This is a genomic window from Paenibacillus sp. B46(2026), from assembly GCF_056786355.1.
On record NZ_CM165907.1, the window covers coordinates 4,906,238 to 4,930,974 of the forward strand.

Sequence of the window (24,737 nt, forward strand, 5' to 3'; positions counted from 1 at the left end):
CGCCATCATCATGAGGGAGCGTGATTACATAGGACTTCGGCCGCCGATATACTGAAATACGTATACGCATGAACAATCCAAGATCAACTAACTTACAAATTGCCAGTGACTTCGATCCCGTCAGCCCATTGCAGATGGTTTCTCACCCAAGCTGTGAACTGATTCAAAAAAAGCCGTAATTCAGGCTCTGCAACCACCTGTTGATCCAGCTCTGATAGAATCTCCACCCACACTTCCTTCATAATCGGATTGTCCCAGCAGGGATCAAATGCCTTCATCTCTTCTCCAGATCGAGGGTCCGTTAGTGGAAATGCGCGATCCAATACAGGACGAATGAAGTCAAAGTCTTCATTATATATGAACAGCATATCTTCCATCTCTACTTCAACCGATTCTTGTATGTATAAAGGGGATAATACAAAACCTACATTCCGCTGCGGACCTTGATACTGATACATGAGCACAGGAATAGTCCTCTTCGATTTTTTAGCCATATATGATCCTCCTGTTTCAGGTAAACCTCCTACCGATCAGAGTTCAAACCAGATTAAGTCGCCATCAAACAGCCTGGTTTCTTGCTCCATCTGTTGCACCCAGCTCCGCGCCTCTTCGTCCCAGATATGAAACAAACAGTAGACATACAACTCCCCATCCACAATCTCATCTAACCCGGAAGCCTCTTCTATCCACATTTCAAGGGCCCTAGGCCAGGAAGGATCTTCACGTTTCAGTACAAAACCGTTCGCATGGTGTTCCAGGCTGTACATGTCGGTAAACGTTAATGCACCTGCAAGACGTTTCACGACTTCAGGTAAAATTGCGGGCTCCGTTGTTCTAATTCCATATTCCCAGCCCATATGTACGACCTCCTTCAGACTTGGTTCGCTCCAGATGATTGCTTTTGTTCATGCATTTGATGGATCGAACGATCCAACCACAACTCATACCAGTCCAGAAAATGCAGTCGATTCGTATTGCCCCAGTACTGATCAGGATAAATTCCATTGCGGTTAGCCCGGTCATCAACCCAGATCTCTCCGTAGGAGGCCCCCTTAACAATCAGATTCATGGAGATGCCACAACCAAAATCACTGATGCGCAGCATGCCTGCTGACCACTTTGGATCAAGATATTCATGTTCCAGTGCTTCCCATTCCTCTTCTTCCTTGCTGTCTTCGAACCAGTCATAGTTCCAGTTCCAAGCTTCCGTGAATTGAAAAGGGTCCGAGATCACATTCAGCTCATCATCATAACCAAGCACAGCGTATACGCCATCATCCGGGTTTTCCAGACCATAATAAGGTCCTGCACCACCCGTTCCCATATGAAGAAGCCATACCTTATAGTCCTCCGGCAACTCAATTCGCCATTTCTGTTCAAATTGCACGATATCCTTCTGCGTCCACACAGACGCCATTTCATATTCATGGTTTTCTGCGCCGAACAGGTCCAGATCCGGGTCCAGACTTCGGAGAGTGATCAACTTTTCACGCATTCGTTCCAGTTGTAGATTGATCATGGCTTACCTTTCCTCCTTGGCTACTCTATTGCGTTTGTTCCACGGCGTACCCGCGTTGCTGCAACTCATCCAGTGCGGCTGCCACATCTCGCTCAGGACACAACTGCTTAATCAGGCTAGCGGTCACCGGTTTTTCTTCATATACTTCAGCTACGGCTTCTAGCGACAATTCCTGTAAGTCATAGTACCCTTTGGCCCAATCAACGTAATCTTCCGAGTTCTTATTCATGTACCCCAGCAAAAATTCTGCGCCACCTCTGGCGTCCACTTCGTCTTCCTCGGCCATCGTCAGCTGAATCCAGTTACCAACCTTCCATGGCAAGTCGTTCCCTTCCTGCCATAGGCAAAAGGTCACATCCTCCAGATCCAATGTTTCCTCCTGATCTCGCAGAACAGCCATCAGTGTCTCTGGCACTTCATCGTACATGCCTGGGTAGATCTCACCATCCTCACGAGCATGCGGGCTTAAAGGTGACTCATGATCAAATCCTTTGATCAACGTGCCTGAGTTCGTAAACAATACATGCAGATGATCACCTGCGCCGTTATTGATGCTTCCCCATGCCACACCTGGCTGAAGTTCAACTTCATAATGATGTACCCGTAGCCATTCTTCCTTCGAAAAAATGATATCCAGTGCAGCGAGTATCCTTATCCGTTTCCGTAGGGCATCTGCATTCATCATGGTTGTCTCGTTCCAATCCTGCATATGAATCCCTCCTGTTTTTCACATATGTATATTAAATTCGAATTAATCCTTCCAGCGTGTTATTTCCCTGATTACTTGGTTTCATGACAATCACGATCCGACTGGCTTCTCTGGAGACGATACACGCATAATTTCCGGGCTTTAAATGAAACAGAACCCCTTCACACGTCTCATCCGGCTCCAATTCACCACCAGTGACATCATCCGCCGCTCCCAGATAGACGTGCCCAGACGGAACTTGCAGATGATACACCTTTTCCCGTTCCGCTACGTGATCTGAATCTGATTCCACCTCTGCATCCTCCAGGCTCCATTCCACCTCATACACTCCATCCGCACCCAGATTGAAGAACAGACAATGGCCTGCATTCACCTCAGTCAGCTCATCTTCTGGAATGGACCACCAGTCCGAGGTATCCTGGGCACGGTGCTTTAACGCTGCTAAATCATACAGGCACAAGGTTGCCGTATCTGTAACCATTTGAAATGTTCCTCTCATATTCCCCGTCCCTTCTGTCTGATTCAGGTCTGTCCTCAGAAATATATTCCATCATTATATCAAGCCTGATACACGTGTAAAAGGAACCCATGGACCATCTCTGCTTTCGCAACTCTTCATTTCTCGCTCCAAATGGTCGATATAAGCATAACTGACTTTTTTTGAACCTGATGGAGGAAGCCAAGCCATGTCAATTAACAATAGAAAAGAACCCTTTCGCTACACATTGAAAGAACCAATCAACTTTGAGATCTATATTCTCAGCATCAACGGAGTCAACGCACCACCCAAGCCCATTCAGGCTGAACTATGCGATATCAGTCGATCCGGCTGTCAGCTGTCATTTCCGCTGTCCCTTCCTGTAGAGAATAACGATATTCGAATTGGAATGAATATGTTGCTATTCGAAGACCCTCTATATATGGAAGGCACTCTCCGCTGGGGTCAAGAAAAAAATACCTCATGGCACTATGGTGTTCAACTCGAAATGCAGGATGGGAACCAGGACCGTCTCTCCCGAGAGATGCGAATGCTTGCAGGACAAGGCAAAATTATCGTGAAATAGTGAAATAGCCATATAGCCTGATAACAAAAAAAAAATAAATAAACAGCCCAATCAAATTGGACTGTTCGCATGATGAGACTCTTTATGCCGCTTTACTGGCTGTCACTGGTTGTTCCATTTTGGACCAGTTCACGGTTTTTTCAAGAACTAGTGAGACCAATACCCCAATGACGAGACCGTTGCTTATAATCGGAATGAGATACATGGGCAACGTTTGAAAGGCTTCAGCAGGAATATTCATGACAGCAACTCCAGTGAGGACCGGCAGCGCTACACGATAGATCGTTTTCGAATTAAACGTCGCACCTTCAAGCGTTCTTAATGCCGTGCCGAACATCTGCAGATACGCTACAAATAGAACAGCACTGCCTACGCTTGGTGGTATTTGTGCAAAGAATGCCGTGATAGAAGGTGTAAGACCCATCATACATAGTAAGCCTGCTCCAATAATAAAGGCAGCACGACGCAGAATACGAGTACTCTCCAGAAATCCGATGGAAGATGCAAATAAACCAAATGGCAGCACACCTACACAGGCTGACAACATCGTGAACAGACCCGTAAATGCGTATGAACGCCGATATTGACAGCTTGTCGTCTCTGTCCGGTATAGTTTTTCGACTGTGCTTAATGTGGTGATCGAATTCGTCATATTCACCATCCCCACGAAGAAAGCAGTAATGACAATGCCCGGTTCCCATCTGGGTGCTCCCCATGGAAACAGCGTTAGGCCTGTTGGCGTTTGATTTGGCTGTCCACCATGCTGCCCGGGAAAAAATAGACTATAGGCGATCCAGCCTGCCACAATCCCAATCAGGATTGCGTAGTTCCCCAGTTTCCCCCCACCCTTTAATTGAATCCATGCCACCAGAAATGCAATGACAACGGATAGCGCGGCAACGGGCAGATCGAATCGGCCAAACTCCGTATATCCTATCATGCCTTTGAATAAGCCGATTACTGGAAGATGGCAAAGTTGAGCTCGCCTGTGTACGCATGCCCGTCCAGACAGAACGCTATGAGGTGCTCCATCTGCCACAGGAGCCACTCTTCTACATTTCATCGACACCACTACTGGGCGCTGCGACGGTAATAGGGATAGAGGCAGGCATGGGGACTTATTTTGAGCAGCTGACAGGCATCCCTCTATTACTTCCAAGTACAGAGGGACTCGGCATGTTTGAGCTGATTCTGGACAAATTCCGGGAGCATCAGGTTACCCCCTCCATCATGGGCGAGTGCTCAGACATTAATATGTTGCTGGAGCTGGTCCGGCTCGGCTTCGCCAGTTCCATCGTGCCACACACGGTACTGCAGCTATACCAAGAGCACCCTTTCCACATATACCGCATTCAGGATCAGCATTCAACTGTCGGCTCAGCGCTGGTCTGGCTTCAGAACCGCTATCTGTCCAAGCCCGCACAACACTTTGTGCAATTGGTGCAGAGTATGTTTCCCGTGGTATAAAATAAGCAAAAAAACAGCAGCTTTACCGGATTACATTCCGGTGAAGCTGCTGTTTCATTTTTATGGTTAAGCTTTCGCTGTGAACAACAAGTCTTTTTCTTTGATCGTAGTGCGACCAGCAGACTCAATGGACTCATATTGATGCATGTTCGTAATAATGACTGGTGTAATTGTCGTGTAACCGGCTTTTTCGATCTGTTCCCGGTCAAACTCCATGAGTACATCACCTACGGTTACCTTCACACCTGCTTGAACTTTAGGTGAGAAGAATTGACCTTTCAGCTTCACGGTATCAATCCCGATATGAATCAACATCTCTGCTCCAGTATCACTTACCAGACCAATGGCATGTCCGCTCTTCGATAACGAGAACACGGTACCGTTGATTGGAGAAACCACGCGTCCTTCAGATGGTTGAATCGCAAATCCTTTACCCATAATCTCTTCGGAGAATGCAGGGTCTGGCACTTCGCTCAGCGGCTTAACTTCACCTGTGATCGGGCTGAATACTTGCTCATCCTGCGCTTTTGCTTCTTCAGCTACAGTAGGAGCAGAAGTTGTTGATGCTGGTGTTGTAGGTGTAGCAGATGGGGTAGCCGCAACCGGTTGTGGTGCATTATCCTCTTGGAAGCCCAAGATATACGTAATGATCGCTGCCGCTACGATGGCAATTAAACCACCAACCAGAGCATAGATCAATGTGCTAATTGCCGGGCTGATAAATGCTGCTATACTCGGCAGACCTACAAGACCTGCAAGTACATATGCTTTAACATTGAAGATTCCCATAAACGCACCAGCAATAGCTCCACCGCTAAGCGCTGCAATAAATGGTTTTTTGAATTTCATATTAATCCCGTACATGGCTGGCTCCGTAATACCCATAATAGCCGTAAGACCCGTGGAATAAGCAAGCGATTTGGTTTTAGCATTTTTCGATCTCAGACCCACACCAAATGCTGCACCACCTTGTGCCAGGTTAGCTGCAAACATCAGTGGAATAATAAAATCGTAACCCAGTGATGTCATCGAACCAACAATGATTGGCAACAGTGCATAGTGCATACCTGTGATGATTAGCAGTGACATCGTACCACCAATCAGAATACTTGCGAAGATGGACATGTTGTCGAACAACCATGCAATACCACCAGACAAACCATTACCAAGAACGGTACCCAGTGGTCCAACAGTCATCAACGTCAGAGGAACCATAATTAACAGGGTAACCGTTGGAACAATGAGTAACTTAAGTGAAGCATGTACAACACGATCAACAGCTTTTTCTACATATGAAGCAATCCAAACTGCCAGAACAATCGGAATAACTGTAGATGAATACGTTGCCGCTATGACTGTAATCCCCATAAAAGATGAGTTGTGACCATCGGCCAGCAATGCTGTAATGCTCGGGTGCATAATCCCTGCTGCGAGCGCTGCGGCAATATACATATTGCTACCCAGTTTACGTGCAGCACTGATTGCCAGAATGATCGGCAGGAAGTAGAATGCACCGTCACCAATCGCCGACAAAATGATATAGGTTGAACTAGTATCGGACAACCATCCAAGTGCGACAAGGATGGCTACGATCCCTTTGATCATACCTGCACCCGTAATCGCAGGCAGGATTGGTGTAAACATACCTGAGATGAAGTCGAACAACGCACTTACCGGATTTCTCTTTTTCTTCTCTCCAGTTGAAGCACTTGATGTTGCATTATCTGCGTTTGGAGATTTGGACATGTTGCCAACAAGTGCGTTATACACCACAGGTACATCGTTCCCGATGATAACCTGGAACTGTCCACCGTTCTCCATAACACCCATAACGCCTGGTGTATTTTTCAGCGTCGCTTTGTCCGCTTTTTTGTTGTCATTCAGGTTAAATCTGAGTCTTGTCATACAGTGTGTGACTTGATCGATATTCTCTTCGCCACCAACAAGCTTCAAAATATCCTTGGACAATTGTTGTTTATCCATTGTGTTTTGCTCCTTTTATGTGTAATGAAGGTTAAAAAAAAACCTAAACACTGAATAATGACAAAGCAGAAAAGCTTATCATTATTCAACGTTTAGGTTTTGCCTTTTTAGCAGTAACAATCCCAATTTTATTCGATTGTTTGTTCATTTCTGACAACTCGTTCAATGTGAATGGTCAGATACAGTATTTCTTCCTTGGATAACACCCGACTATAGATCTTACGCGTATAGTCACTGATCCTTACTGCACATGCATGTGCTTCCGGATATTGTTTGCTTACCAAGTCATGAAGCGGATTATCTTCTTCTTTATCTTCAATCGCCATTCCTTGCAACACACGTTGGGCAAAGAACTTCAGATGAGTTAAAAAACGATAATAACTCAGTGAATCTTCGTCAAGCTCGATCACAAAGCTACGTCTTACGATATTAAGAATGTCCTTAACGATGTTCGTAATGCTGATGGTTTCCCTCATCTCACCGTTCATCTGGGCATTAACCAGATGCATTGCAATGAATGCGCATTCGTCTTCGGGAAGCAGGACACCTAACGTTTCCTCAATAATCTGTAGCGCCTTGAGTCCAATGGCATATTCCTTCCGGTACATGCGCTTGATCTCCCAAAATAGTGCATTACGGATCTGCAGTCCTTGACGATGTCGATCAATGGCAAAATGAATATGATCCGTCAGTGAAATGTAGATGCTTTCGTGCAACTTCTCACCTAACACCGTCTCGGCATAACGGATAATTTCATCCGAGCACTCGACATATTCAACTGGAATATCAGACAGAAGCGTTTTCAGTTTCTGTGATACTTCCTTGCTTTCTAACGAGAATATTTTTTCGACGAGACTCTCGTCTATTGATTCACCAGTATGCTTTTTGAAGGCAATTCCACGTCCCATAACGACCAGTTCGTTTCCTCCCGGATCAATCACGGTAACTACGTTGTTGTTCAGCACCTTCTCAATTTTCATTTCTTCACATCACCTTGCACCGTCAAAGTAGTAAAAGGCAAAACCAAAGCAGGTCACGAAATATGCCCCGCTTCTGGTTTTGCCTGATTGAACAGTAACAATCCAGTATTCATTAGCCTTAGGCCCATCTTACCATATAAATATCCATATGACAATGTTTTTGTGAAAGCGGTTAATGTGCGTTAATGCGACACAAGAAGGTGCTTGCACAACTATGCTTACAGAACCAATATTTACTCGTTGTTGTTCTTAAGACTTGAGCCATTAGTACTAATAACTTCTTTGTACCAATGGAATGATTTTTTCTTGTAACGGTCCAGTGTCCCGGAACCATCATTGTTGCGGTCCACATAGATGAAGCCATAACGTTTCTTCATCTCTGCCGTAGAAGCACTCACCAGGTCAATACAGCCCCATGACGTATAACCCATCACTTCTACGCCATCCTCAAGAGCCTCGCCCACCTGTACCAGATGGTCATTCAAGTATTGGATACGGTAATCATCATTCACCGTTTTATTGCCATTTTCGTCAGTAATCAGCTCATCTACAGCACCCAGACCATTTTCGACAATAAACAATGGTTTTTGATAACGGTCCCAGTATTTGTTCAAGGTTACCCGCAGTCCTTGCGGATCAATCTGCCAGCCCCACTCACTCGCTTTGAGGTAAGGGTTCTGCACACCTGCGAACAGGTTTCCTTTTCCTTCGATACGCTTCTGAGGGTCACCTGTCTCACAGAGACTTACATAGTAACTGAACGAGATAAAGTCTACCGTATGCTTCAGAATTTCAGCATCGCCGTCTTCAAACTTGATATTGATATTATTCGCTTTGAAATAACGATTAATGTATTTTGGATAGTACCCACGTGCATGGATATCCGCAAAGATGTCATTACGCTGTTCTGCATGCATGGCTGCAACGACATCATCCGGGTTCGGTGTCAGCGGATAGGTGGGCATACTCAGTACCATACAGCCAATTTTGGCTTCAGGCATAATTTCATGACCCAGTTTAACAGCCAAGGCACTGGCTACCAGTTCATGATGGATCGCTTGGTACAGATCCTGCTTGGACAGTTCTGCTTTTGGCGTGTAGATTCCGCCGCTCATGAATGGCTCCTCCAGAATGGAGTTGATTTCGTTGAACGTCAGCCAGTATTTCACTTTGCCTTTGAAACGGTTGAAAAGAACTGTTACATACCGCTCATAGAACTCGATCATTTTACGGTTAACCCAGCCATCATACGTTTTGGACAAATGCAGCGGTGTCTCATAGTGAGAGATCGTTACGAGTGGTTCAATACCGTATTTGTGGCACTCATCGAACAGGTCATCATAGAATTGCAGACCTTTCTCGTTTGGCTCCAATTCATCACCTTTAGGGAAGATACGGGACCACGCGATGGATGTGCGGAATACTTTGAAGCCCATTTCAGCAAACAATTTAACATCTTCTTTGTAGCGGTTATAAAAATCAATCCCGATCAGTTTCAGGTTATCCTCTGTAGGCCCTTCCGTTCTAGGCGTTGTAATCCCGTGTGGCATGACATCTTGGACAGACAGGCCTTTGCCATCTGTATTATAAGCTCCTTCAAGTTGGTTGGCTGCTACAGCGCCGCCCCATAGGAAATCCTTCGGAAATGGTGTTGTCATATCAATCATTCCTCTCTAATTAACGGTATTTTCATTCTTTGTTTAAATGCATTGCTCTATCCTTTGCCGACAGGAAAAAGCGGACAATCTCCAACTAAAAGGGCCGTCAGGAATATTAGATTCCTTCCATGCCAACTTTCGTGTTAGGTTTTGCCCGCTTTTTATGCGGTAACAATCCTTAAAACGGGAGAACTACAGTTGCTCACCATTGCTTGCAATCACGTTTTTGTACCAGTCGAACGAATCTTTCTTGGAACGTTTCAGTGTTCCGTTACCTTCGTCATCCAGATCGACGTAGATGAAACCATAACGTTTGGACATTTCGGAAGTGGACATGCTTACCAGGTCAATCGGGCCCCATGCTGTGAATCCAATCAGATCCACGCCGTCTTTGATGGCTTCTTTCATTTGTTCGATGTGTTTTTTCAGGTAATCCACACGATAGGAGTCATGGATTGAACCGTCTTCTTCAACACGGTCATATGCACCCAGACCATTTTCCACGATGAACAATGGTTTCTGGTAACGATCCCAGAAGTTGTTCAGCGTTACGCGCAGACCGATCGGATCGATCTCCCAGCCCCAATCAGAAGCTTCCAGATATGGGTTTTTCACACCGCCAGTCAGGTTACCCGCCGTCTCTTCCTTGCCTGCGGATGCAGATTTGGTCACAGACATGTAGTAACTGAAGGAAATGAAATCAACGGTATTGTTGAGCAAGATCTCGTCATCGCCTGCTTCTTTTTGGATCACGATGTCGTTTTCTTCAAAATAACGAGCCATGTAGTTAGGGTACTTACCACGAGCATGCATGTCCGTGAAGAAGAGGTTAATCTGATTCTCGTGTTGAGCCAGACGAACATCTACCGGATTACATGTTGCTGCATAAGTTTCCATACGAGCAAGCATACAACCCACTTGGGAACCAGGGATAATCTCATGTGCAAGCTTTGTTACTAATGCACTTGCTACAAATTGGTGATGTAACGCTTGATATGTGGTTTGCAGCTTGTTGTCCACTTTATCTATCAGAATGCCGCCACCAGTGTACGGGCTGAACAGCATTACGTTAATTTCATTAAACGTCAGCCAGTATTTCACTTTATTTTTATAACGGTTGAACACCGTTTCTGCATATCTAACATAGTGCTGGATCACTTCACGGCCAGCCCAGCCGTTATATTTTTGCGTCAAGCCAAGCGGAGTCTCATAGTGAGACAATGTAACGAGCGGCTCAATACCGTATTTCAACAATTCGTCGAAGACTTCATCGTAGAATTTCAAACCAGCTTCATTCGGCTCTTGGTCATAACCGTTCGGGAAAATACGGGCCCAGTGAATGGACAAACGGAAAACTTTGAAACCCATTTCAGCGAACAACGCAATATCTTCTCTAAAGTGATGATAGAAATCAATACCAAAACGTTTCGGGAAACGTTCTTCAATTTTGCCGGAGAGAATCTCTTCGATTCGGGAAGAGGAAATTTCCATGGCATGTCCGCCTGTACGCTTCTCTTTAGGAACATGAGCGATCATGTCCGCTGTGGAGAGGCCTTTGCCGTCCTTATCGAATGCACCCTCCAATTGATTGGCAGCTGTAGCGCCGCCCCATAGGAAGTTTTCGGGGAATCCTTTTTTTGCCGTGGTCATGAACAACAACCTCTTTTCGAAATTTATTTTGGTTTTTCCAGGTAACGAACTGTAATTCAGAGCAGAAAACAAGAAAAACCTAAACTCAAGGTAAAATAGCACCAAAAAAAAGGGGCTTTCATTTCACCATCAGTTTAGGTTTTGCCTGTCTTCACAGTTACAATCCATCAAAAGATGTTATTGCATATTCTGTTGTGTTTGCTCTTGTAATGTAAGCGTAACATATCTATTTTGCAAAATCAACTTCACTGGATCATATGATCGTTCGCACACTCTCTCCATCGGAAAATTAACGCGGCATACGCATAATGGCTGCCCTTAGTGCCTGCGCTCCTTCCTCTGTTTCCAAGTAAGCAGCGGGACTTTGGTCCCCTAAAGCCGGGATATCTTTCGCCAGCCATTCAAAAGCATACTCCCCCATTTCACACCACAGCACCCGACTTATATCCGCCGGAATCCCTTGTACTCGCGCACGTTCTGCCCAAGTGGGGTCCCTCTTCTGTTCAAGTTCTTCAAACCGTTCGCAAAATAAGTCCCAGTTTGCCTGCCTAAACTCCCTGAAATAAATACCTTTCATACTCATGTAATTTCACTCCCCATATCGCCATTTGTAACCCTGTGGTCCTATTTAACACAATTCATCCTAAAGCCGCTTGAAACCACTCCTGTAACAGGTAGACTTAATTTTAAATGTTTTTTCGGGGAAAGACGAGTACAGGAGGATTCAGAACATAACTCATGAAGAAAATACGTCCGGTTGGGATGCGATTGATAAAGCCATCGGTGATCTATACGGTGAACAGGAGCCAAGACACTACGGCACTGCCCTTCCGTATATGCTCGGCGGACCAGATCCACTTGATGGTATCAGCGTCTATGCTGTCGATAAACCTATGTATCATTGGCATTTTGTCACCTACGGTTTTTCTGAATTATATGAAAAAGAGATGCAGGATGCATCCAGGAGTGGATATGGATTTGAGCTCACGTTTCGTCTTACACGTAATGAAGATGAGACCGAGCCGCCAGCTTGGGCGCTGAATCTGCTACAGAATGTAGGACGTTACGTGTTCAACAGCGGAAATATATTTCAGCCAGGAGATTATATGGACGCCAATGGTCCGATCTGCCTGGAGTCAGATACACTGCTGACAGCGCTCGCTTTTGTAGAAGACCCGGATTTGCCGGAGATATCAACGCCTAATGGTTCAGTGAAGTTTATCCAGATTGTAGGTATTTCAGGTCGTGAACTGGAGATGATTCAAACTTGGAATACGCGTGGCTTTCTATCTGCATGTTCCCCTTTCATGCCCAAATATGTAACAGATCTCATGAGAAATTCGTACGCAGATATTCCCTCGGTTATACAAGCGGTTGAGGATGGAATGGAACAGGACGGGTCCAGCACAGCCTTTTTATTCATACAACAACTGGCTTGGGAGTCTCCTCGCAAAAGACTGCTGCAAAAATCGGTTCCGGCCAAACTCCAGCTTGGAGCCAAACAGGCCGTTTTGATCGGTACCATTCTTCGCAGCCGAATGTCAAAAGGTGAATCTCTTTCCTTGCTCGGACCGGATATTAATATCCGATTCGAAGCCGGAGAACATCCAGCAGTGTCGGACTCAGATAGACAAATCACACTAACAGTGAACAAGCAGATTGTTGAAGAGCTGGCACAGAACCTTCGTCCGATTGAAGGGACATTCGAGATTATTTCATTGGATCATCTCCTCATTCAGATTGTTAAGACAGAGATTAAGGACCAGGAAGGACACGTCATTCAAACGATTGGATGAGCAAGGAGGAAACCACATGCCTGCCATTACACTTGCCTCACGGCACAATGAGTCCGTTACTCGCTCGCATGTAGCAGGAACGGCTCCGTTCAACTATTCACCAAAATCCAGTCTGGACAGGCTTCGCAAAATCAATCATTTCCTAATTCATGCATTCCAGAACAGTATCTCGGATATCAAAGAAAATTTAACGGGCACCTATCTTTTTCTACTTACAGATCCGGACGGTGTGTTACTCTCCATGGATTACAGTTCAGATCTTGAAGCTGTGGTGGAACATTCCCCTATATGTCCGGGTATGATCTTCACCGCAAAGAGCTGTGGAGTTAACGATCTTGAGTAACTATAACGCCTCCAAGTAAACGTACAACAACAAAAGGCTGTCACCAGATCATCTGCAGATCCTGGTGACAGCCTTTTTACACACGGCAATCTGCCAGAACATCGGGGTAATTTCGCATGCTGTCCGCTTCAGTAATTTTGCGAATAACTCTGCACGGTACGCCTGCTGCAAAAGAATGCGGTGGAATATCACGAGTCACCACGCTACCTGCTCCGATGACACATCCGTCTCCAATCGTTACGCCCCCGCACACTGTGACGTTTGCCGAGATCCATACATCGTTTCCAATCGTGACAGGTTTGGCATAACATAGCGACTTCACATCACCATTCTGGTCCACCATCTGTCTCCGCTCGCTGGCAATCATGGGGTGAATGGGGGTAACAATCGTAACGTTTGGTCCAAAACTGGTATAGTCCCCGATTCTCACTTGAGCGTCATCTTGTATCGTCAGATTGTAATTGCCAAAGAAATGATGACCTATCCGAGTGTGCACACCATAATGAAAGAAGATGGGGCCTTGCATAAATCCGCCTTCTCCAATCTCTCCCAGTAGCTGTTGCAATATCTGATTCCTTTCCTCAGCCTGTTCTTCAAAGGTCTGACTGTAACGCTGACTGAGATTATGGGCCCGCCTTTTGATGATCTTTAATTCCGGATCACTTGGACTAAACAACATGCCCTTCATGATTCTCTCTTCTTCACGCATCATGAATCCTCCTCTACACTTGTTCCTGCAATTTGTAAAATAAAATCCACAGACATGACCTGTGGGTCATAAGGCGTTTGATAGAAGGCCTGACTTCAACGCCTGAAGAACCATTTCTCTTAATCCAGCATCGAAATCATGTTGAAACGAGTCCTGATGTACAATCTCTGGCAACGATGGCATGGGATGATCTTTCCCGTACTGTTTCCACGCCAAATCCAGTTCTTCTCTCTCCACACGTTCCTGATAAATGACAATCTGGTGCGGGGCAACGACGGCATTAATTGTTTGCAGGATTTTACATACCTGCACTACAAAATCATCTTTGCTCATGTCACGTTGCCAATCAGGTGAATAAGGAAGATACTTGATCTCACCAAACATCCCGTTTTTCCCGCGGATCATCTGTCCATTCAACATCATGCCCATACCCGGCGGATATCGGTTCGGAAAATAAATTCCGGCTACACTCCGTTCCTTCATATCCGCATGCTGTGTACAGTATCCGCTAATCGCTGCATTAACATCATTCTCCACGAGAACGTTCAGTTGGAACTCGCTCTCGATCTCCCGTATCAGGTGTGAATGGATAAGCTCTTCATGACTGCTCACCGTGATGTCCCCATCCACGGCTTGCCCCGGAATACCGATGCCGATCATATCAATGGACGGATACTCCGCAACGAAACGCGCGATAAGTTGCAGCACATGTTGTTTATCGAAAGCAGGCAAAATGCTCTCTTCCTTCAACATAACCTTATTTTCCAGATTCATGACCGTTGCCGAAATCAACTCCTGCCCTTTCATCTCTTTGATGTAAAGAACCAAAGCAAGCTTGAAGTTATAATTATATCGATATGCCTGAGCAGGACGACCGCCGTTAGAGGGAACCACTTTATCCTGGAACAACTCTCCGCCATCACATAATTCCTGTATCAGCGCATTAATGGTAACAACACTAAGATTGGTGAGTGAAGCTAATTGCGGTTTGGTCGCCGTCTCGATCTGCTGCATGACTTCACGCACATTATTCAAATTGATGTATTTCATCATTGTAGCATTGGCTTTTTTCATAACCCTCTCGTTTCTACTCTGGTTCAATGGAGCCAAAGCAATGGTATGGATGTAATTTTACTCCATATCATAACATAATGCCTTACTCGAACACATGAGTTCCATCGTGCTGGCAATGGATCGAAATCAGCAGAGCTGCATTGTTCAGACATTCGGTTGTGGTTGATAATAAAGTTTATTCAAACAAATCATCCATCGACTTCACAGGCTGCACTTCCATCGGCTGCTTTGACAAGGCCATACTTGCATAGGTACCTGCCCAAATTATAACTGCCATAATAACGTAGACCATCCATACTCACCTCCCTGCTTCCTGCGAATCTTGATTTTTCGGTTGGTCGCTTCTGCAAGCCAATGAGGTAGCAATACGGTTACATCATATGCGACGACTATCTGATAGCTCATGAGCTTGACTCCATTTCCTTTAGCAAACTTAATAAATAAACTTTATAAAGTGTATGTCGTAAGTATGCGAGGATGATACATTTTTGTCAATATGATTTGTCCGAGTCCTTTTTCAGTCCAAAATACAAGCGGGAAGCATGACCACAACAATACGTATCATCTCGATGCCCATAATAAATAGCTGCCGACAGAATCTTCAACGATTCTGTCGGCAGCCATTTGTTCAACATGCGAGCAGTTTATTTCGAATAGATTCGCTGTACAGCAGGCAATAAGGTCACAACTTGAATACCCACTCCCCATGCAAAATAGACCAAGTGAATAATAGAGACATCCTGAATCCAGTACACCTGCGCCATAATCCAGATGATGAGAGCAAACCCCGTATACAAGGAAAAAGTCCAAGCCCAATAGCGGTCAGGATAGAGATTCAGTCTCTCACCCAGCCCCCAATGAACGTAGCGGATGAGCGAAATCGCAATCATTGTAGGCATCACGCCAAGAACCAGCAATAGGATGATCCCCGGGAACAAAAAACTGGAAAACGGAGAATACCGCAACAAAGATACGGGCAAATTCACCATACTTCCGGATGGGTCTATGATTAAAATGATGCCTCCAACAATCGCCCCAATCCCCAATATTCCATGCATCAAAATGAGTAACCACGATCTGCCTATACGCTGCTTCATGAATTTCTCCTTCCGTTCTCTGGTTTCTCAACCTCATACTTGGAGGATTATACTCAAACCCTCTAATACCATTCTCACACATGCCACGTACTGTTCCTGTGCTTCTTTTCACTATATTGATCTCAAAAATCATTCGTAATGGAAAAACTTGATAAAAGAACGTACGTTCGGTATAATGGAATTATCCTGAACAAGCGAGAGGCAGATATGGACGACAAATTTATTAAGGAATTACGCGAGATTAGTCGGGATGACAGACGAAGATCGGAATTTATGATTCAAGGATTAAAGGAAACACTGCAGGAACGTAAAGAAGAGGGCTTGCTCAAGCGCTGGATACGGCGTAAGAAAACAGAGAAAAAAATCTCTCAAAGATTTAATCAAGATCCCTATTCGGATCAAAAGTAACAACATAAAAAGGAGGCGAAATACGCCTCCCTTGCTATTTACATACGTGAATCATTTAGACTTCGTTAGTGTCTGATTTATGTGATTAACTATTTCAGCTTTTGATCTACCCAGTTTCACGGCAGAATGGCAAAAGATCGAACTGGAAAACCAGATGCTTTCTCCGCCTTCGGTACAATGTTGAAGATCACCGCGCCTTTGGCCGGCACCTGATCCAGGTTCGTTAACAGCTCGACCTGATAAGTGTCTTGGGCGAGTACATAATATTCTGCCAGAAGTGCCCCATTCTTCTGATAATCCACGGCCGAATCCGTGTCAAAGGTTTCATGCCCAATGGCTTGTACTTTTCTCTCCTCAAACAAAAACATAAGCGCACGAACTGACCATCCAGGTGCATGACTGTTGCCCTCATCATCCTTGTTACCAAATGCTTCATGGTTAGGCCAGCGTTTGCTCCAATCTGTACGTAAGGCTACAAAGCTTCCAGCTTCAATCACGCCATGCTCTCTTTCAAATTCAAGAATATGCTCCACATCCAGTGTGAAATCCGGATTGTTCTCTACTTCGGCGGACTGGTCAATGACCACAAGTGGCAATACAAGCTCCTTCAAGCCCAACTCATCCAGATACCGTGTATCCCGAACGAAGTGGATCGGCGCATCAAGATGTGTCCCGTATTGACCCGGGAACTTAAAGCTCTGGGCAAAGAAACCTTGATCGTGATCAAACAGTGTATCGAATTGTGCTGCCTCAAAAGCTGAAAAATGTGGAGAGTCCGGTCCAAAAGTATGGGTCAGATCCACCCACTTCTTTTCTTTTAACAATTGAATGGCTTCAATGAGTTCGTTGGACATCCTAATCACCTCATGCACAGAATGGAATAAATTTCTCCTATTATATCTTATTGCACCAGAATTGGGGAGCAGGCCACTCTTGCTTCTACCAATCCAGACCCGAATTTCGGAATGAATGTTATAGTAATCTCTGAGGTGAAACTAATGTCTAAACTGGATAACATGATGGCAATCCTATGGATGCTGAATTCAGGCAGAAAAATTACGGCAAAACAAATATCTGAAAAATTAGAAATGAACATACGAACGGTTTACCGTTATATCGATGCACTTTGTGCTAGTGGTGTACCGATTATATCCGACACGGGTCATCATGGCGGGTATACTCTGTTGAATCATTTTATTAAGAGTCCTCTTCTTTTTGATGTAGAGGAGAAAAAAACATTACTTCATGCCGCTGTTTTCGCAAAAGAAGCTGGATATTTTTTAGGGGAGGCATTAAATAGCGCAACTTCAAAGCTTATGATGCACTCCAATCAAGAACAGGAGAGCATGATTAAGCAACATTTCGAAGGGATTAAAGTCATAGGCCCCCTTGAAAAACCAACGATAGAGCCCATATTGAGGAAATTGGAGCAAAGCGTGTTAAACAAATCGTCTGTAGAAGTGGATTACCACACAAGTCATGAAGAACAACCCAAACGTAGAATTGTGGACCCCTACGGAATGATCTACTGGAATACGAACTGGTATGTTATAGCCTTTTGTCATTTGCGGAATGAAATTCGCAGTTTTAGGGTGGAGCGAATCATCCGTGTTCACCAGACAGAAATAACGTTCAACCCTCCACCGCATTTTTCGGCAAGTGAATTTTTTATTCGTAACCTGCTTCCAGAAGCAAACAATTCGCAATCATTTATTTCTATGGTTCTGACAGGTAAAACAAGTACGCTCGATAGCCTATGTCAGCATTGGTTTTTGGGACATCACCTCCAAGAACGGACTCCTAAGAAAGCTATATTTTTAATAGATCAAGAACATATGCATAAGTACGTCCCGAGCTTACTTTTGCCCTATGGCAGATCAGTTCAAGTCCTTGAACCCATAAGTCTAAAGCACAAACTGGTTGAAGTTCTACATGACCTCACTGATTATTATCAAGTTTAAAAACTTTACTGACGGAAGATGTCAGTGAAGTTTTTTTATAATACGTGAGTACTTGGTTATTCATTAAAGACAAAAGGGGTGTGTATGATGCATACGAAGAACGTATATCTTTATGTATTCAATACGATGGCAGACTGGGAGGTAGGATATCTAACTGCTGAACTTAACTCGGGAAGGTATTTCAGGAAAGAGATCGAGCCTTTACAGGTCGTAACGGTAGGTGTGGATAAAAACCCGGTTACAACAATGGGAGGTTTGAACATACTCCCTCGTATTTCTGTTGATGAGTGTGAATTGAACAGTAATGATGTCATCATTCTCCCGGGAGGAAACACCTGGATGGACACCATCCATGATCCTCTATTGAAAAAAATTGCTGCCTCTATAGAAAAAGGGACGATTATTGCGGCGATTTGCGGTGCCACTGTTGCACTTGCAAAAATAGGGATACTGGATTCCAGACAGCATACAAGCAATGATTTAGAATACCTGAAGATGATATGCCCAGATTATACTGGGGAAACATATTATCAAACGGAGCCAGCAGTAACCGATGAAAATGTAGTTACTGCATCAGGAATAGCTCCGTTAGAATTTGCGATGCATGTACTGAAGAGGCTGGATGTCTTTGCACCAGAAACATTACAAGCCTGGTTCAATCTGTATCAGACTCATGAGTCAAAATACTTCTACGAGTTGATGAATTCTATTGCACCTGAATAACGAGTTTCCCGCGGGTATGATGGGTTTCACTTTTCTCGTGTGCTTCCCTTACTCCCTGTTGAGTTAGCGGGTAGGTTCCATCAATAATCGATTTGAGCTTGCCTTCCGCAGCCAGTTCAGCCAGCTGATCCAGTTGATCCCCTTTGGGCTCCATCATGAATACGTTGGCCGTTACTCCAGCTTCCTTGGCAAGCTTCTCATCCGGTTGTTCCACCAAGGATACCAGATACCCACCAGACTTTAACACCTTGAAGCTGTCGCACTGAATATCGCCGCCCATCGTGTCGAGTACAACATCATAACCGGAGAGGATCTCCGAGAAATCTTCTTTTTTATAATTGATAAAATGATCCACACCCAAGGAGCGAAGCAACGCTTCGTTCGATTCACTCGCCGTGGAAGCCACTTCAGCACCGAGGGACTTGGCAATCTGAATCGCATACGTTCCCACACCACCTGCACCCGCATGAATAAGTACCTTCTGTCCTTTGGCTAACCGTCCATGAACCACAAGTGCCTGCCAGGCCGTCATTGCAGCCAGCGGGATAGCTGCCGCTTCCTCAAAACTAAGTTTCTCCGGTATACGGGCAATAATATCCGCATCGACAGCAACATATTCCGCATAAGTTCCGAATTGACGAGGACGCGCAAACACCCGATCACCTTCTCTGAACCGCGTGACATTCGAGCCTGCTTCAGCCACAGTACCCGCAACATCACCGCCCAGAATCAATGGGAAATTCTCCGCTGCTTCTTTCATATGACCTTGTCTGATTTTGAAGTCCACTGGATTGACCGACGTGGCATGCGTTCGGATCAGCACCTGATTCACTCCACATGATGGCTTCGTTACTTCCTGTTCCTTCAATTGTTCCGCTCCACCAAATTCCTCAATCACAATTGCTTTCATAAGAGATCCCAGCCTTTCCATTGGATTATCGTTATGCTCTCTCCCTTCATTACCCTTTCCCAGCAATCACTTGACCTATTCATTCAAAAATTCACAGCCAATTTGGGATTTACAATCCAGTTCAACAATCGTGATATAATGTCGATTATCGATTAAGTTAAATCTTAACCCAATAACTGAACAAGCGAGGTAACGATATGGAAGTTGAAGTAAGTACATTACATGCATTTTCGGACAAGGCTCTTGGTGGAAATCCCGCAGGTGTTGTTCTACAAGCAGCGCATTTATCTGAATCCCAGATGCAGGAGATTGCCAGACAAGTCGGTTTTTCAGAGACAGCGTTTGTTATGCCATCGGATCAGGCTGATTTCAAAGTACGTTACTTCACCCCAAGTGATGAAGTCGATCTATGTGGACATGCCACAATTGCTTTATTTTATCTAATGAAGACACAACATCTCATTGATGTTGGTACATATACACTGGAGACACTGGCCGGAATTCTTAAAGTCGATATCGAAGTCAATGGAGAAGTCTATCTGTCACAGACGTTGCCGGAGTTTGGGGAGATCGTGGATCGACAGCAAATTGCCGATTCATTACGTATTTCTATGGAGGATTTGCATTCCGAACTACCTGTACAGATTGTGTCTACCGGGCTACCCGATATCATGATAGCCGTTAAAGATATTGATGTGCTGGCCAAAATCGATCCTGACTTCCAGCGTATCACTGAAATATGTAAAGCACATCATGTCATAGGTTATCACGTGTTTACACTCGAACCAGATGCTAAGGACGTTCTGGCAGAATGTCGAAATTTCGCACCACTTTATGATATACCGGAAGAGAGTGCAACGGGCACATCCAATGGTGCAATGCTCTGTTATCTATATCAATACAACCAACTCACAGATCCTCATCAGCAAACGTATACGATCAGACAAGGGTATATCATGAACCGTCCCTCCGAGATCCGAGCCCGATTAACTTTGGATAGTTCCAATGAAATCACACAGATTCAGGTTGGCGGTAGTGCAATTCATATCAAAAATATCCAAATTCACCTCCCTTAGTGGGAGGTGTTTTACGTACTCAGGATATGTAAACTATCTTATGCGAAGCATTGTAGTGGCCTTTGGTTGTCATTGAATCTGTTGCAAAAATCGTAGCACCGCCGCCTCCAATTGCTGCAGCCCTGGCTGCTCTATCGGGAAATGGCCTGCCCCTTCCAAAAGGATGCATTCCTTATCTACCACCAGTCGATCAAAAAAAGATTGGCTGAACCTGATGGGTGTCATAGGGTCCAATTCAGGATGAACCAACAGAACTGGACATTGACTGAATTGTTCCGGGCTTACTTCCGGCTCCTTATTAAGGAATGTTCTTAATAATTCCAACGGAATACGTGTGGCTGCCGCTTGTGGATCATTCATAATAAGCCGGGTTAAGTCCTGGTTGTTACTAATCAGTTGCATCCGGGATACCTGCTTGACCGAAATCCGCATATGATCCAGCAGACTCGGGAACAGATCCATCATGCGTTTTCCCACCCGGCTCACCAGACGATTGGGTGCAAGCTGATCACGCATATCGGGGTTACTCGTGTCTACAAATGTAGTTGCGATCAGACCCTTAACATGCTCACTGCGGGCGCTGGTATGATAGGCGAGCATGCCTCCAATACTGCTTCCCATTACGACGATTGGCTTGCCGTCTTTCTTATATTCCCGTTCAATGAGTGAAACAAGTAGTTCTATCCATAGTTCGTAGTTGATACGTGTACCAGACATTGCGTAACTTAACCCATACGGTGGAAGGTCTGGCGATACCACCTCGTATCCATTTCGGTGTAACATTCGGGCATACGGAGCGAGCAACCTCCCATTGCCTCCCGCACCATGAATGAACAGAATTTTGATTGGAGACTGAGGCGCGGGTAATCGATCGATATGCAAATGAACCCCACTCGACTCCCACCATTCCTCCTCAGGAGCTGTGTCCTCCCCTAGCCTTACTTCTTCCGGGAAAAAGGCCTGATACTGTTTCCAATAGGGATGTGTTGTCTGATAGGAAGGTAAACTTTTTTTCATACGGTACATTCTCCTCTTTCGTATACCAAAAAAAGCCGTACAGTGTACGACTTTTCGTTAAGAATACGTCTATGACCATACTTCTTTTTATAACACCTTCGTATATCTGTCAATCGGGAAACTGTACATTGCCCGGTACGATGTATGCACCGCCTGACCCATCATTAGGCAGAGCCGGGATCGTGTCATTCAATACCTGACCGCGAATATCGGTAATACGAACGTTCAGTTTTTCTTTGCCCAGTCCGGTTCCGAGGAAATGATTATAATCTTGCTTTTCGAGATTGAGCCACGTGCCATCCTTTTGTTTCACTTCGAACTTCAGCACCGGATACTTATGGTTGCGGACCTGAATGGCTGCCCACCACTGACTGCTGCCTTCCTTAATCCGATAGGAGACATTGCCTTGAATTGGCGCTTTGACCACTTTCCAGCTGATATTGATTTTGCCTGCCTTCGGGTCACCGATCAGGTTAAAGGCATTCGGCGAAAGATCCAGTGCCCCACTAGCACCCTCTGGATACAGATCTGTTACATAGACCGTTGTTTTGCCCTTAGGTCCCTGTACTTCGAGATAGGCTCCCGCCAAGGCAGCTTTAACCCCGTTATAATTGAGCTGGAACGGATTGAGTGCAGTAATCTTCATGTCTGCCGGGATGGGATCAAGCAACACCGCACCTCCCGAGTAACCTGAACCCGTGTACGTCGCATACCCCTGATATGTATCGTTCCAAGCAGCTGATGCAGGCAGAGCAAATAATACGAGACTGAGCAACATCCCTGTACCTGCCCATTTTAACCGTTGAAATCTACTTTTCTTATTCATGAACTATTCCTCCTTGTCATTCTACCTTCTGTTACATTGAAACATAAGTTGAACTAAAGAATATTTACACTTGCCACTCCGATGACAGAATAACCTTCCGATCACTGTTATCCCCAGATTTTTTGATTCAATTTTACAAAGGTGAAAATCTGTTGATAAAGGCGAAGTACATGCTTACGAAGTAGCTTTCTTCCAGAAAGCTTTTAGCTCCGCTTCTTCAGGTTTCTTCTGTCCTCTACGTTCTCGTGTAAATGGTATGTTCAACTGCTAGATTTGAATATAACATTATTTTACATAATAACTGTTTATTTTCAATCCCTATCTACTAAATCACAACTATAGTCCTGCCTGTGGACTTTCACATTCATGACCACGCACAAGATATGGATACATACCATAAATTGGTGGAAGGGACATCATAACAAAGCGGTATTGGGTCGATTCCCAATAATAAAAAAGCGCCACACCCTGGAGTGATTTCTCTCTCCCAACAGTGTGGCGCTTATTATGCCTTGCGGTCAGAATTCCCAGTCTGTCCAGTGACAGCCAGCGTTCGTCTCATCCTGTCTCCCTTCGCTTCACCCGCTTCCTTAGTCGCTCATACTGTGCGTAGATCCGCGGAGATTCTTTCGTCAGAATAGGTCCCAGTACAGCCAAGATTAACACATATAATACGGCAAACGATTGGATGGAGGCCATCAGTCCCCCGGCCTTGCCGATATTAGCCATAATAATAGAGAATTCGCCCCGGGAGACCAGGGTAAATCCTACATTCAGTGAAGCCTTTGGGCTCATTCCAGCCAATCTGCCAGCGATCATACCTGCACCATAGTTACTGGCAATCGTCAGAATCACTGCAATAATTGTCATGCCGACAGCTCCGCCGAGTGACGACGGCTCAATGGTCAGTCCAAAGCTGAAGAAGAAAATTGCACCAAAAAAATCTTTGAAAGGCATGATCTGATGTTCAATTCGACTGACATGTCTTGATTCGCCCAGCACAAGTCCCATCATTAAGGCTCCAATTGCTTCCGCTACATGAAGTGTCTCCGAGAAGCCCGCTACCAGGAAGAGCAGTGTCATGACAGTTAACAGAAACAGCTCTGACGACTTGATGTTCAGTGCCTTATCAATATATTTGATGCTCTTCCTGCCGATGATCAGGAACAGCACAATGAACAGTAGAGCAGACAGTGATACCAGCAGAACACTTAAGAATGAAGTTGCCCCGCTGAGCACAAGCCCAGTCAGGATGGAGATATGAATCGCGATGAACAAGTCATCAAACATGATCATGCCCATGATAATCTCTGTTTCAGGGTTTGCCGTGCGTTTCAGATCAACGAGTACTTTAGCTACAATGGCTGTAGAAGAGCTGGTCATGATCCCGCAGACAACAAGTGTCTCCTGAAGGGGCAGATCCATGAACCACCCCAACAGCAATCCAGAGACAAAATTCAGGCCTACATAGAACATGCCTCCGGTCAGAATGGCTTTACCAGACTTTAATAAACGGGAGACCGAGAACTCCAGACCCAGATAAAATAGCAAAAACAAAATACCAAGCCTGCCCATAAATTCAATAAAGGTCGAACTTTCGATAAAACGCAAATCCACTATGCCGATCTGTGGTGCATGTGGTCCAACAGCCATACCAATCAGGATATAGAAAGGAATGACCGAAAATCGTAATCGTGAAGATATCAGCCCCGTAAGTGTAATCAGCGCAACGGCAATTCCCACTTCGAATATGAGCATATCCATAGG

Annotated in this window: 29 protein-coding genes; 8 read left to right on the forward strand and 21 right to left on the reverse strand. The window is 45.0% G+C overall.

Features of this window, described 5'->3' with window-relative positions; all coding sequences use genetic code 11:
- Positions 1–92: 92 nt before the first annotated feature.
- From AC1S8V_RS21940 to AC1S8V_RS21960, 5 genes are read right to left on the reverse strand one after another with little or no spacing between them, the layout of a single operon-like run.
- Complete coding sequence (locus AC1S8V_RS21940) at positions 93–494, reverse strand: hypothetical protein (protein WP_482070750.1); 402 nt, start codon at positions 492–494, stop codon at positions 93–95.
- A gap of 36 nt (positions 495–530) precedes the next feature.
- A complete protein-coding gene (locus AC1S8V_RS21945) occupies positions 531–857 on the reverse strand; it encodes a hypothetical protein (RefSeq protein ID WP_482070751.1) in 327 nt (108 codons plus the stop codon).
- Positions 858–871: 14 nt separating this feature from the next.
- The gene (locus tag AC1S8V_RS21950) at positions 872–1,519 is read right to left on the reverse strand and encodes an SMI1/KNR4 family protein (RefSeq protein WP_482070752.1); all 648 of its coding nucleotides are present in this window, start codon (positions 1,517–1,519) and stop codon (positions 872–874) included.
- Positions 1,520–1,544: 25 nt separating this feature from the next.
- Positions 1,545–2,228 carry a hypothetical protein gene (locus AC1S8V_RS21955; RefSeq protein WP_482070753.1) on the reverse strand — a complete coding sequence of 228 codons (684 nt, stop codon included), beginning with the start codon at positions 2,226–2,228 and terminating at the stop codon, positions 1,545–1,547.
- A 31-nt stretch (positions 2,229–2,259) separates the two neighbouring features.
- Positions 2,260–2,727, reverse strand: coding sequence for a DUF6386 family protein (locus tag AC1S8V_RS21960; RefSeq protein ID WP_482070754.1), 468 nt, complete (start codon positions 2,725–2,727; stop codon positions 2,260–2,262).
- Positions 2,728–2,914: 187 nt separating this feature from the next.
- Here AC1S8V_RS21960 and AC1S8V_RS21965 point away from each other — a divergent pair, with 187 nt between their 5' ends.
- The gene (locus tag AC1S8V_RS21965; RefSeq protein WP_482070755.1) at positions 2,915–3,292 is read left to right on the forward strand and encodes a PilZ domain-containing protein; all 378 of its coding nucleotides are present in this window, start codon (positions 2,915–2,917) and stop codon (positions 3,290–3,292) included.
- Positions 3,293–3,374: 82 nt separating this feature from the next.
- Here the strand turns inward: AC1S8V_RS21965 and AC1S8V_RS21970 are convergent, their stop codons facing one another.
- Positions 3,375–4,232 carry a purine/pyrimidine permease gene (locus AC1S8V_RS21970; protein WP_482070756.1) on the reverse strand — a complete coding sequence of 286 codons (858 nt, stop codon included), beginning with the start codon at positions 4,230–4,232 and terminating at the stop codon, positions 3,375–3,377.
- A gap of 20 nt (positions 4,233–4,252) precedes the next feature.
- On the opposite strand from AC1S8V_RS21970, the gene AC1S8V_RS21975 reads away from it, so the two are divergent.
- Positions 4,253–4,759: a LysR family transcriptional regulator substrate-binding protein gene (locus tag AC1S8V_RS21975; protein WP_482074544.1), complete on the forward strand. Its 507-nt coding sequence runs from the start codon at positions 4,253–4,255 to the stop codon at positions 4,757–4,759.
- 66 nt (positions 4,760–4,825) lie between these two features.
- On the opposite strand, the gene AC1S8V_RS21980 is transcribed toward AC1S8V_RS21975, so the two are convergent.
- The 5 genes from AC1S8V_RS21980 to AC1S8V_RS22000 all read right to left on the reverse strand — a co-directional run bounded on the left by AC1S8V_RS21980 (position 4,826) and on the right by AC1S8V_RS22000 (position 11,613).
- Positions 4,826–6,742: a beta-glucoside-specific PTS transporter subunit IIABC gene (locus AC1S8V_RS21980; RefSeq protein ID WP_482070757.1), complete on the reverse strand. Its 1,917-nt coding sequence runs from the start codon at positions 6,740–6,742 to the stop codon at positions 4,826–4,828.
- Between the two features lie 128 nt (positions 6,743–6,870).
- Entirely contained in the window at positions 6,871–7,722 is an 852-nt protein-coding gene (gene licT, locus AC1S8V_RS21985; RefSeq protein WP_482070758.1) for a BglG family transcription antiterminator LicT, read from the reverse strand.
- A gap of 233 nt (positions 7,723–7,955) precedes the next feature.
- Positions 7,956–9,380 (reverse strand): glycoside hydrolase family 1 protein, encoded by a 1,425-nt coding sequence (locus AC1S8V_RS21990; RefSeq protein WP_482070759.1) that lies wholly within the window; start codon positions 9,378–9,380, stop codon positions 7,956–7,958.
- 192 nt (positions 9,381–9,572) lie between these two features.
- Positions 9,573–11,030 (reverse strand): glycoside hydrolase family 1 protein, encoded by a 1,458-nt coding sequence (locus AC1S8V_RS21995; protein ID WP_482070760.1) that lies wholly within the window; start codon positions 11,028–11,030, stop codon positions 9,573–9,575.
- Positions 11,031–11,319: 289 nt separating this feature from the next.
- Positions 11,320–11,613 carry an antitoxin Xre/MbcA/ParS toxin-binding domain-containing protein gene (locus AC1S8V_RS22000; protein WP_482070761.1) on the reverse strand — a complete coding sequence of 98 codons (294 nt, stop codon included), beginning with the start codon at positions 11,611–11,613 and terminating at the stop codon, positions 11,320–11,322.
- A 148-nt stretch (positions 11,614–11,761) separates the two neighbouring features.
- Here AC1S8V_RS22000 and AC1S8V_RS22005 point away from each other — a divergent pair, with 148 nt between their 5' ends.
- A complete protein-coding gene (locus tag AC1S8V_RS22005; protein WP_482074545.1) occupies positions 11,762–12,826 on the forward strand; it encodes a suppressor of fused domain protein in 1,065 nt (354 codons plus the stop codon).
- 16 nt (positions 12,827–12,842) lie between these two features.
- Positions 12,843–13,169, forward strand: coding sequence for a hypothetical protein (locus AC1S8V_RS22010; protein ID WP_482070762.1), 327 nt, complete (start codon positions 12,843–12,845; stop codon positions 13,167–13,169).
- A 76-nt stretch (positions 13,170–13,245) separates the two neighbouring features.
- Here AC1S8V_RS22010 and AC1S8V_RS22015 read toward each other — a convergent pair whose 3' ends face one another.
- From AC1S8V_RS22015 to AC1S8V_RS22035, 5 genes are all read right to left on the reverse strand, one after another.
- Entirely contained in the window at positions 13,246–13,881 is a 636-nt protein-coding gene (locus AC1S8V_RS22015; RefSeq protein ID WP_482070763.1) for a sugar O-acetyltransferase, read from the reverse strand.
- Positions 13,882–13,944: 63 nt separating this feature from the next.
- Positions 13,945–14,931, reverse strand: coding sequence for an ROK family protein (locus AC1S8V_RS22020; RefSeq protein ID WP_482070764.1), 987 nt, complete (start codon positions 14,929–14,931; stop codon positions 13,945–13,947).
- A gap of 285 nt (positions 14,932–15,216) precedes the next feature.
- A complete protein-coding gene (locus AC1S8V_RS22025; protein ID WP_482070765.1) occupies positions 15,217–15,357 on the reverse strand; it encodes a hypothetical protein in 141 nt (46 codons plus the stop codon).
- 86 nt (positions 15,358–15,443) lie between these two features.
- A complete protein-coding gene (locus tag AC1S8V_RS22030) occupies positions 15,444–15,587 on the reverse strand; it encodes a hypothetical protein (RefSeq protein WP_482070766.1) in 144 nt (47 codons plus the stop codon).
- Positions 15,588–15,596: 9 nt separating this feature from the next.
- Positions 15,597–16,049, reverse strand: a complete 453-nt coding sequence (locus AC1S8V_RS22035) for a hypothetical protein (protein ID WP_482070767.1) — start codon at positions 16,047–16,049, stop codon at positions 15,597–15,599.
- A gap of 207 nt (positions 16,050–16,256) precedes the next feature.
- Between AC1S8V_RS22035 and AC1S8V_RS22040 the strand changes: the two genes are divergently transcribed.
- Positions 16,257–16,457: a hypothetical protein gene (locus AC1S8V_RS22040; protein ID WP_482070768.1), complete on the forward strand. Its 201-nt coding sequence runs from the start codon at positions 16,257–16,259 to the stop codon at positions 16,455–16,457.
- A gap of 116 nt (positions 16,458–16,573) precedes the next feature.
- On the opposite strand, the gene AC1S8V_RS22045 is transcribed toward AC1S8V_RS22040, so the two are convergent.
- Entirely contained in the window at positions 16,574–17,311 is a 738-nt protein-coding gene (locus AC1S8V_RS22045; RefSeq protein ID WP_482070769.1) for a cyclase family protein, read from the reverse strand.
- Between the two features lie 144 nt (positions 17,312–17,455).
- Here AC1S8V_RS22045 and AC1S8V_RS22050 point away from each other — a divergent pair, with 144 nt between their 5' ends.
- On the forward strand, positions 17,456–18,418 hold the full coding sequence (locus tag AC1S8V_RS22050; protein WP_482070770.1) for a helix-turn-helix transcriptional regulator: 963 nt from the start codon (positions 17,456–17,458) through the stop codon (positions 18,416–18,418).
- Between the two features lie 87 nt (positions 18,419–18,505).
- Positions 18,506–19,141, forward strand: coding sequence for a type 1 glutamine amidotransferase family protein (locus AC1S8V_RS22055; RefSeq protein ID WP_482074546.1), 636 nt, complete (start codon positions 18,506–18,508; stop codon positions 19,139–19,141).
- Here AC1S8V_RS22055 and AC1S8V_RS22060 read toward each other — a convergent pair.
- Complete coding sequence (locus AC1S8V_RS22060) at positions 19,125–20,051, reverse strand: NADP-dependent oxidoreductase (RefSeq protein ID WP_482070771.1); 927 nt, start codon at positions 20,049–20,051, stop codon at positions 19,125–19,127. The two genes, AC1S8V_RS22055 and AC1S8V_RS22060, sit on opposite strands and share 17 nt — an antisense overlap.
- A 197-nt stretch (positions 20,052–20,248) precedes the next feature.
- Between AC1S8V_RS22060 and AC1S8V_RS22065 the strand changes: the two genes are divergently transcribed.
- Positions 20,249–21,127, forward strand: a complete 879-nt coding sequence (locus AC1S8V_RS22065; RefSeq protein ID WP_482070772.1) for a PhzF family phenazine biosynthesis protein — start codon at positions 20,249–20,251, stop codon at positions 21,125–21,127.
- 69 nt (positions 21,128–21,196) lie between these two features.
- Here AC1S8V_RS22065 and AC1S8V_RS22070 read toward each other — a convergent pair whose 3' ends face one another.
- From AC1S8V_RS22070 to AC1S8V_RS22080, 3 genes are all read right to left on the reverse strand, one after another.
- Complete coding sequence (locus AC1S8V_RS22070; protein ID WP_482070773.1) at positions 21,197–22,144, reverse strand: alpha/beta hydrolase; 948 nt, start codon at positions 22,142–22,144, stop codon at positions 21,197–21,199.
- A 109-nt stretch (positions 22,145–22,253) separates the two neighbouring features.
- Positions 22,254–22,970: an expansin ExlX gene (exlX, locus tag AC1S8V_RS22075; RefSeq protein ID WP_017687038.1), complete on the reverse strand. Its 717-nt coding sequence runs from the start codon at positions 22,968–22,970 to the stop codon at positions 22,254–22,256.
- Positions 22,971–23,528: 558 nt separating this feature from the next.
- Positions 23,529–24,734, reverse strand: a complete 1,206-nt coding sequence (locus tag AC1S8V_RS22080; RefSeq protein WP_482070774.1) for a cation:proton antiporter — start codon at positions 24,732–24,734, stop codon at positions 23,529–23,531.
- Positions 24,735–24,737 lie beyond the last annotated feature (3 nt).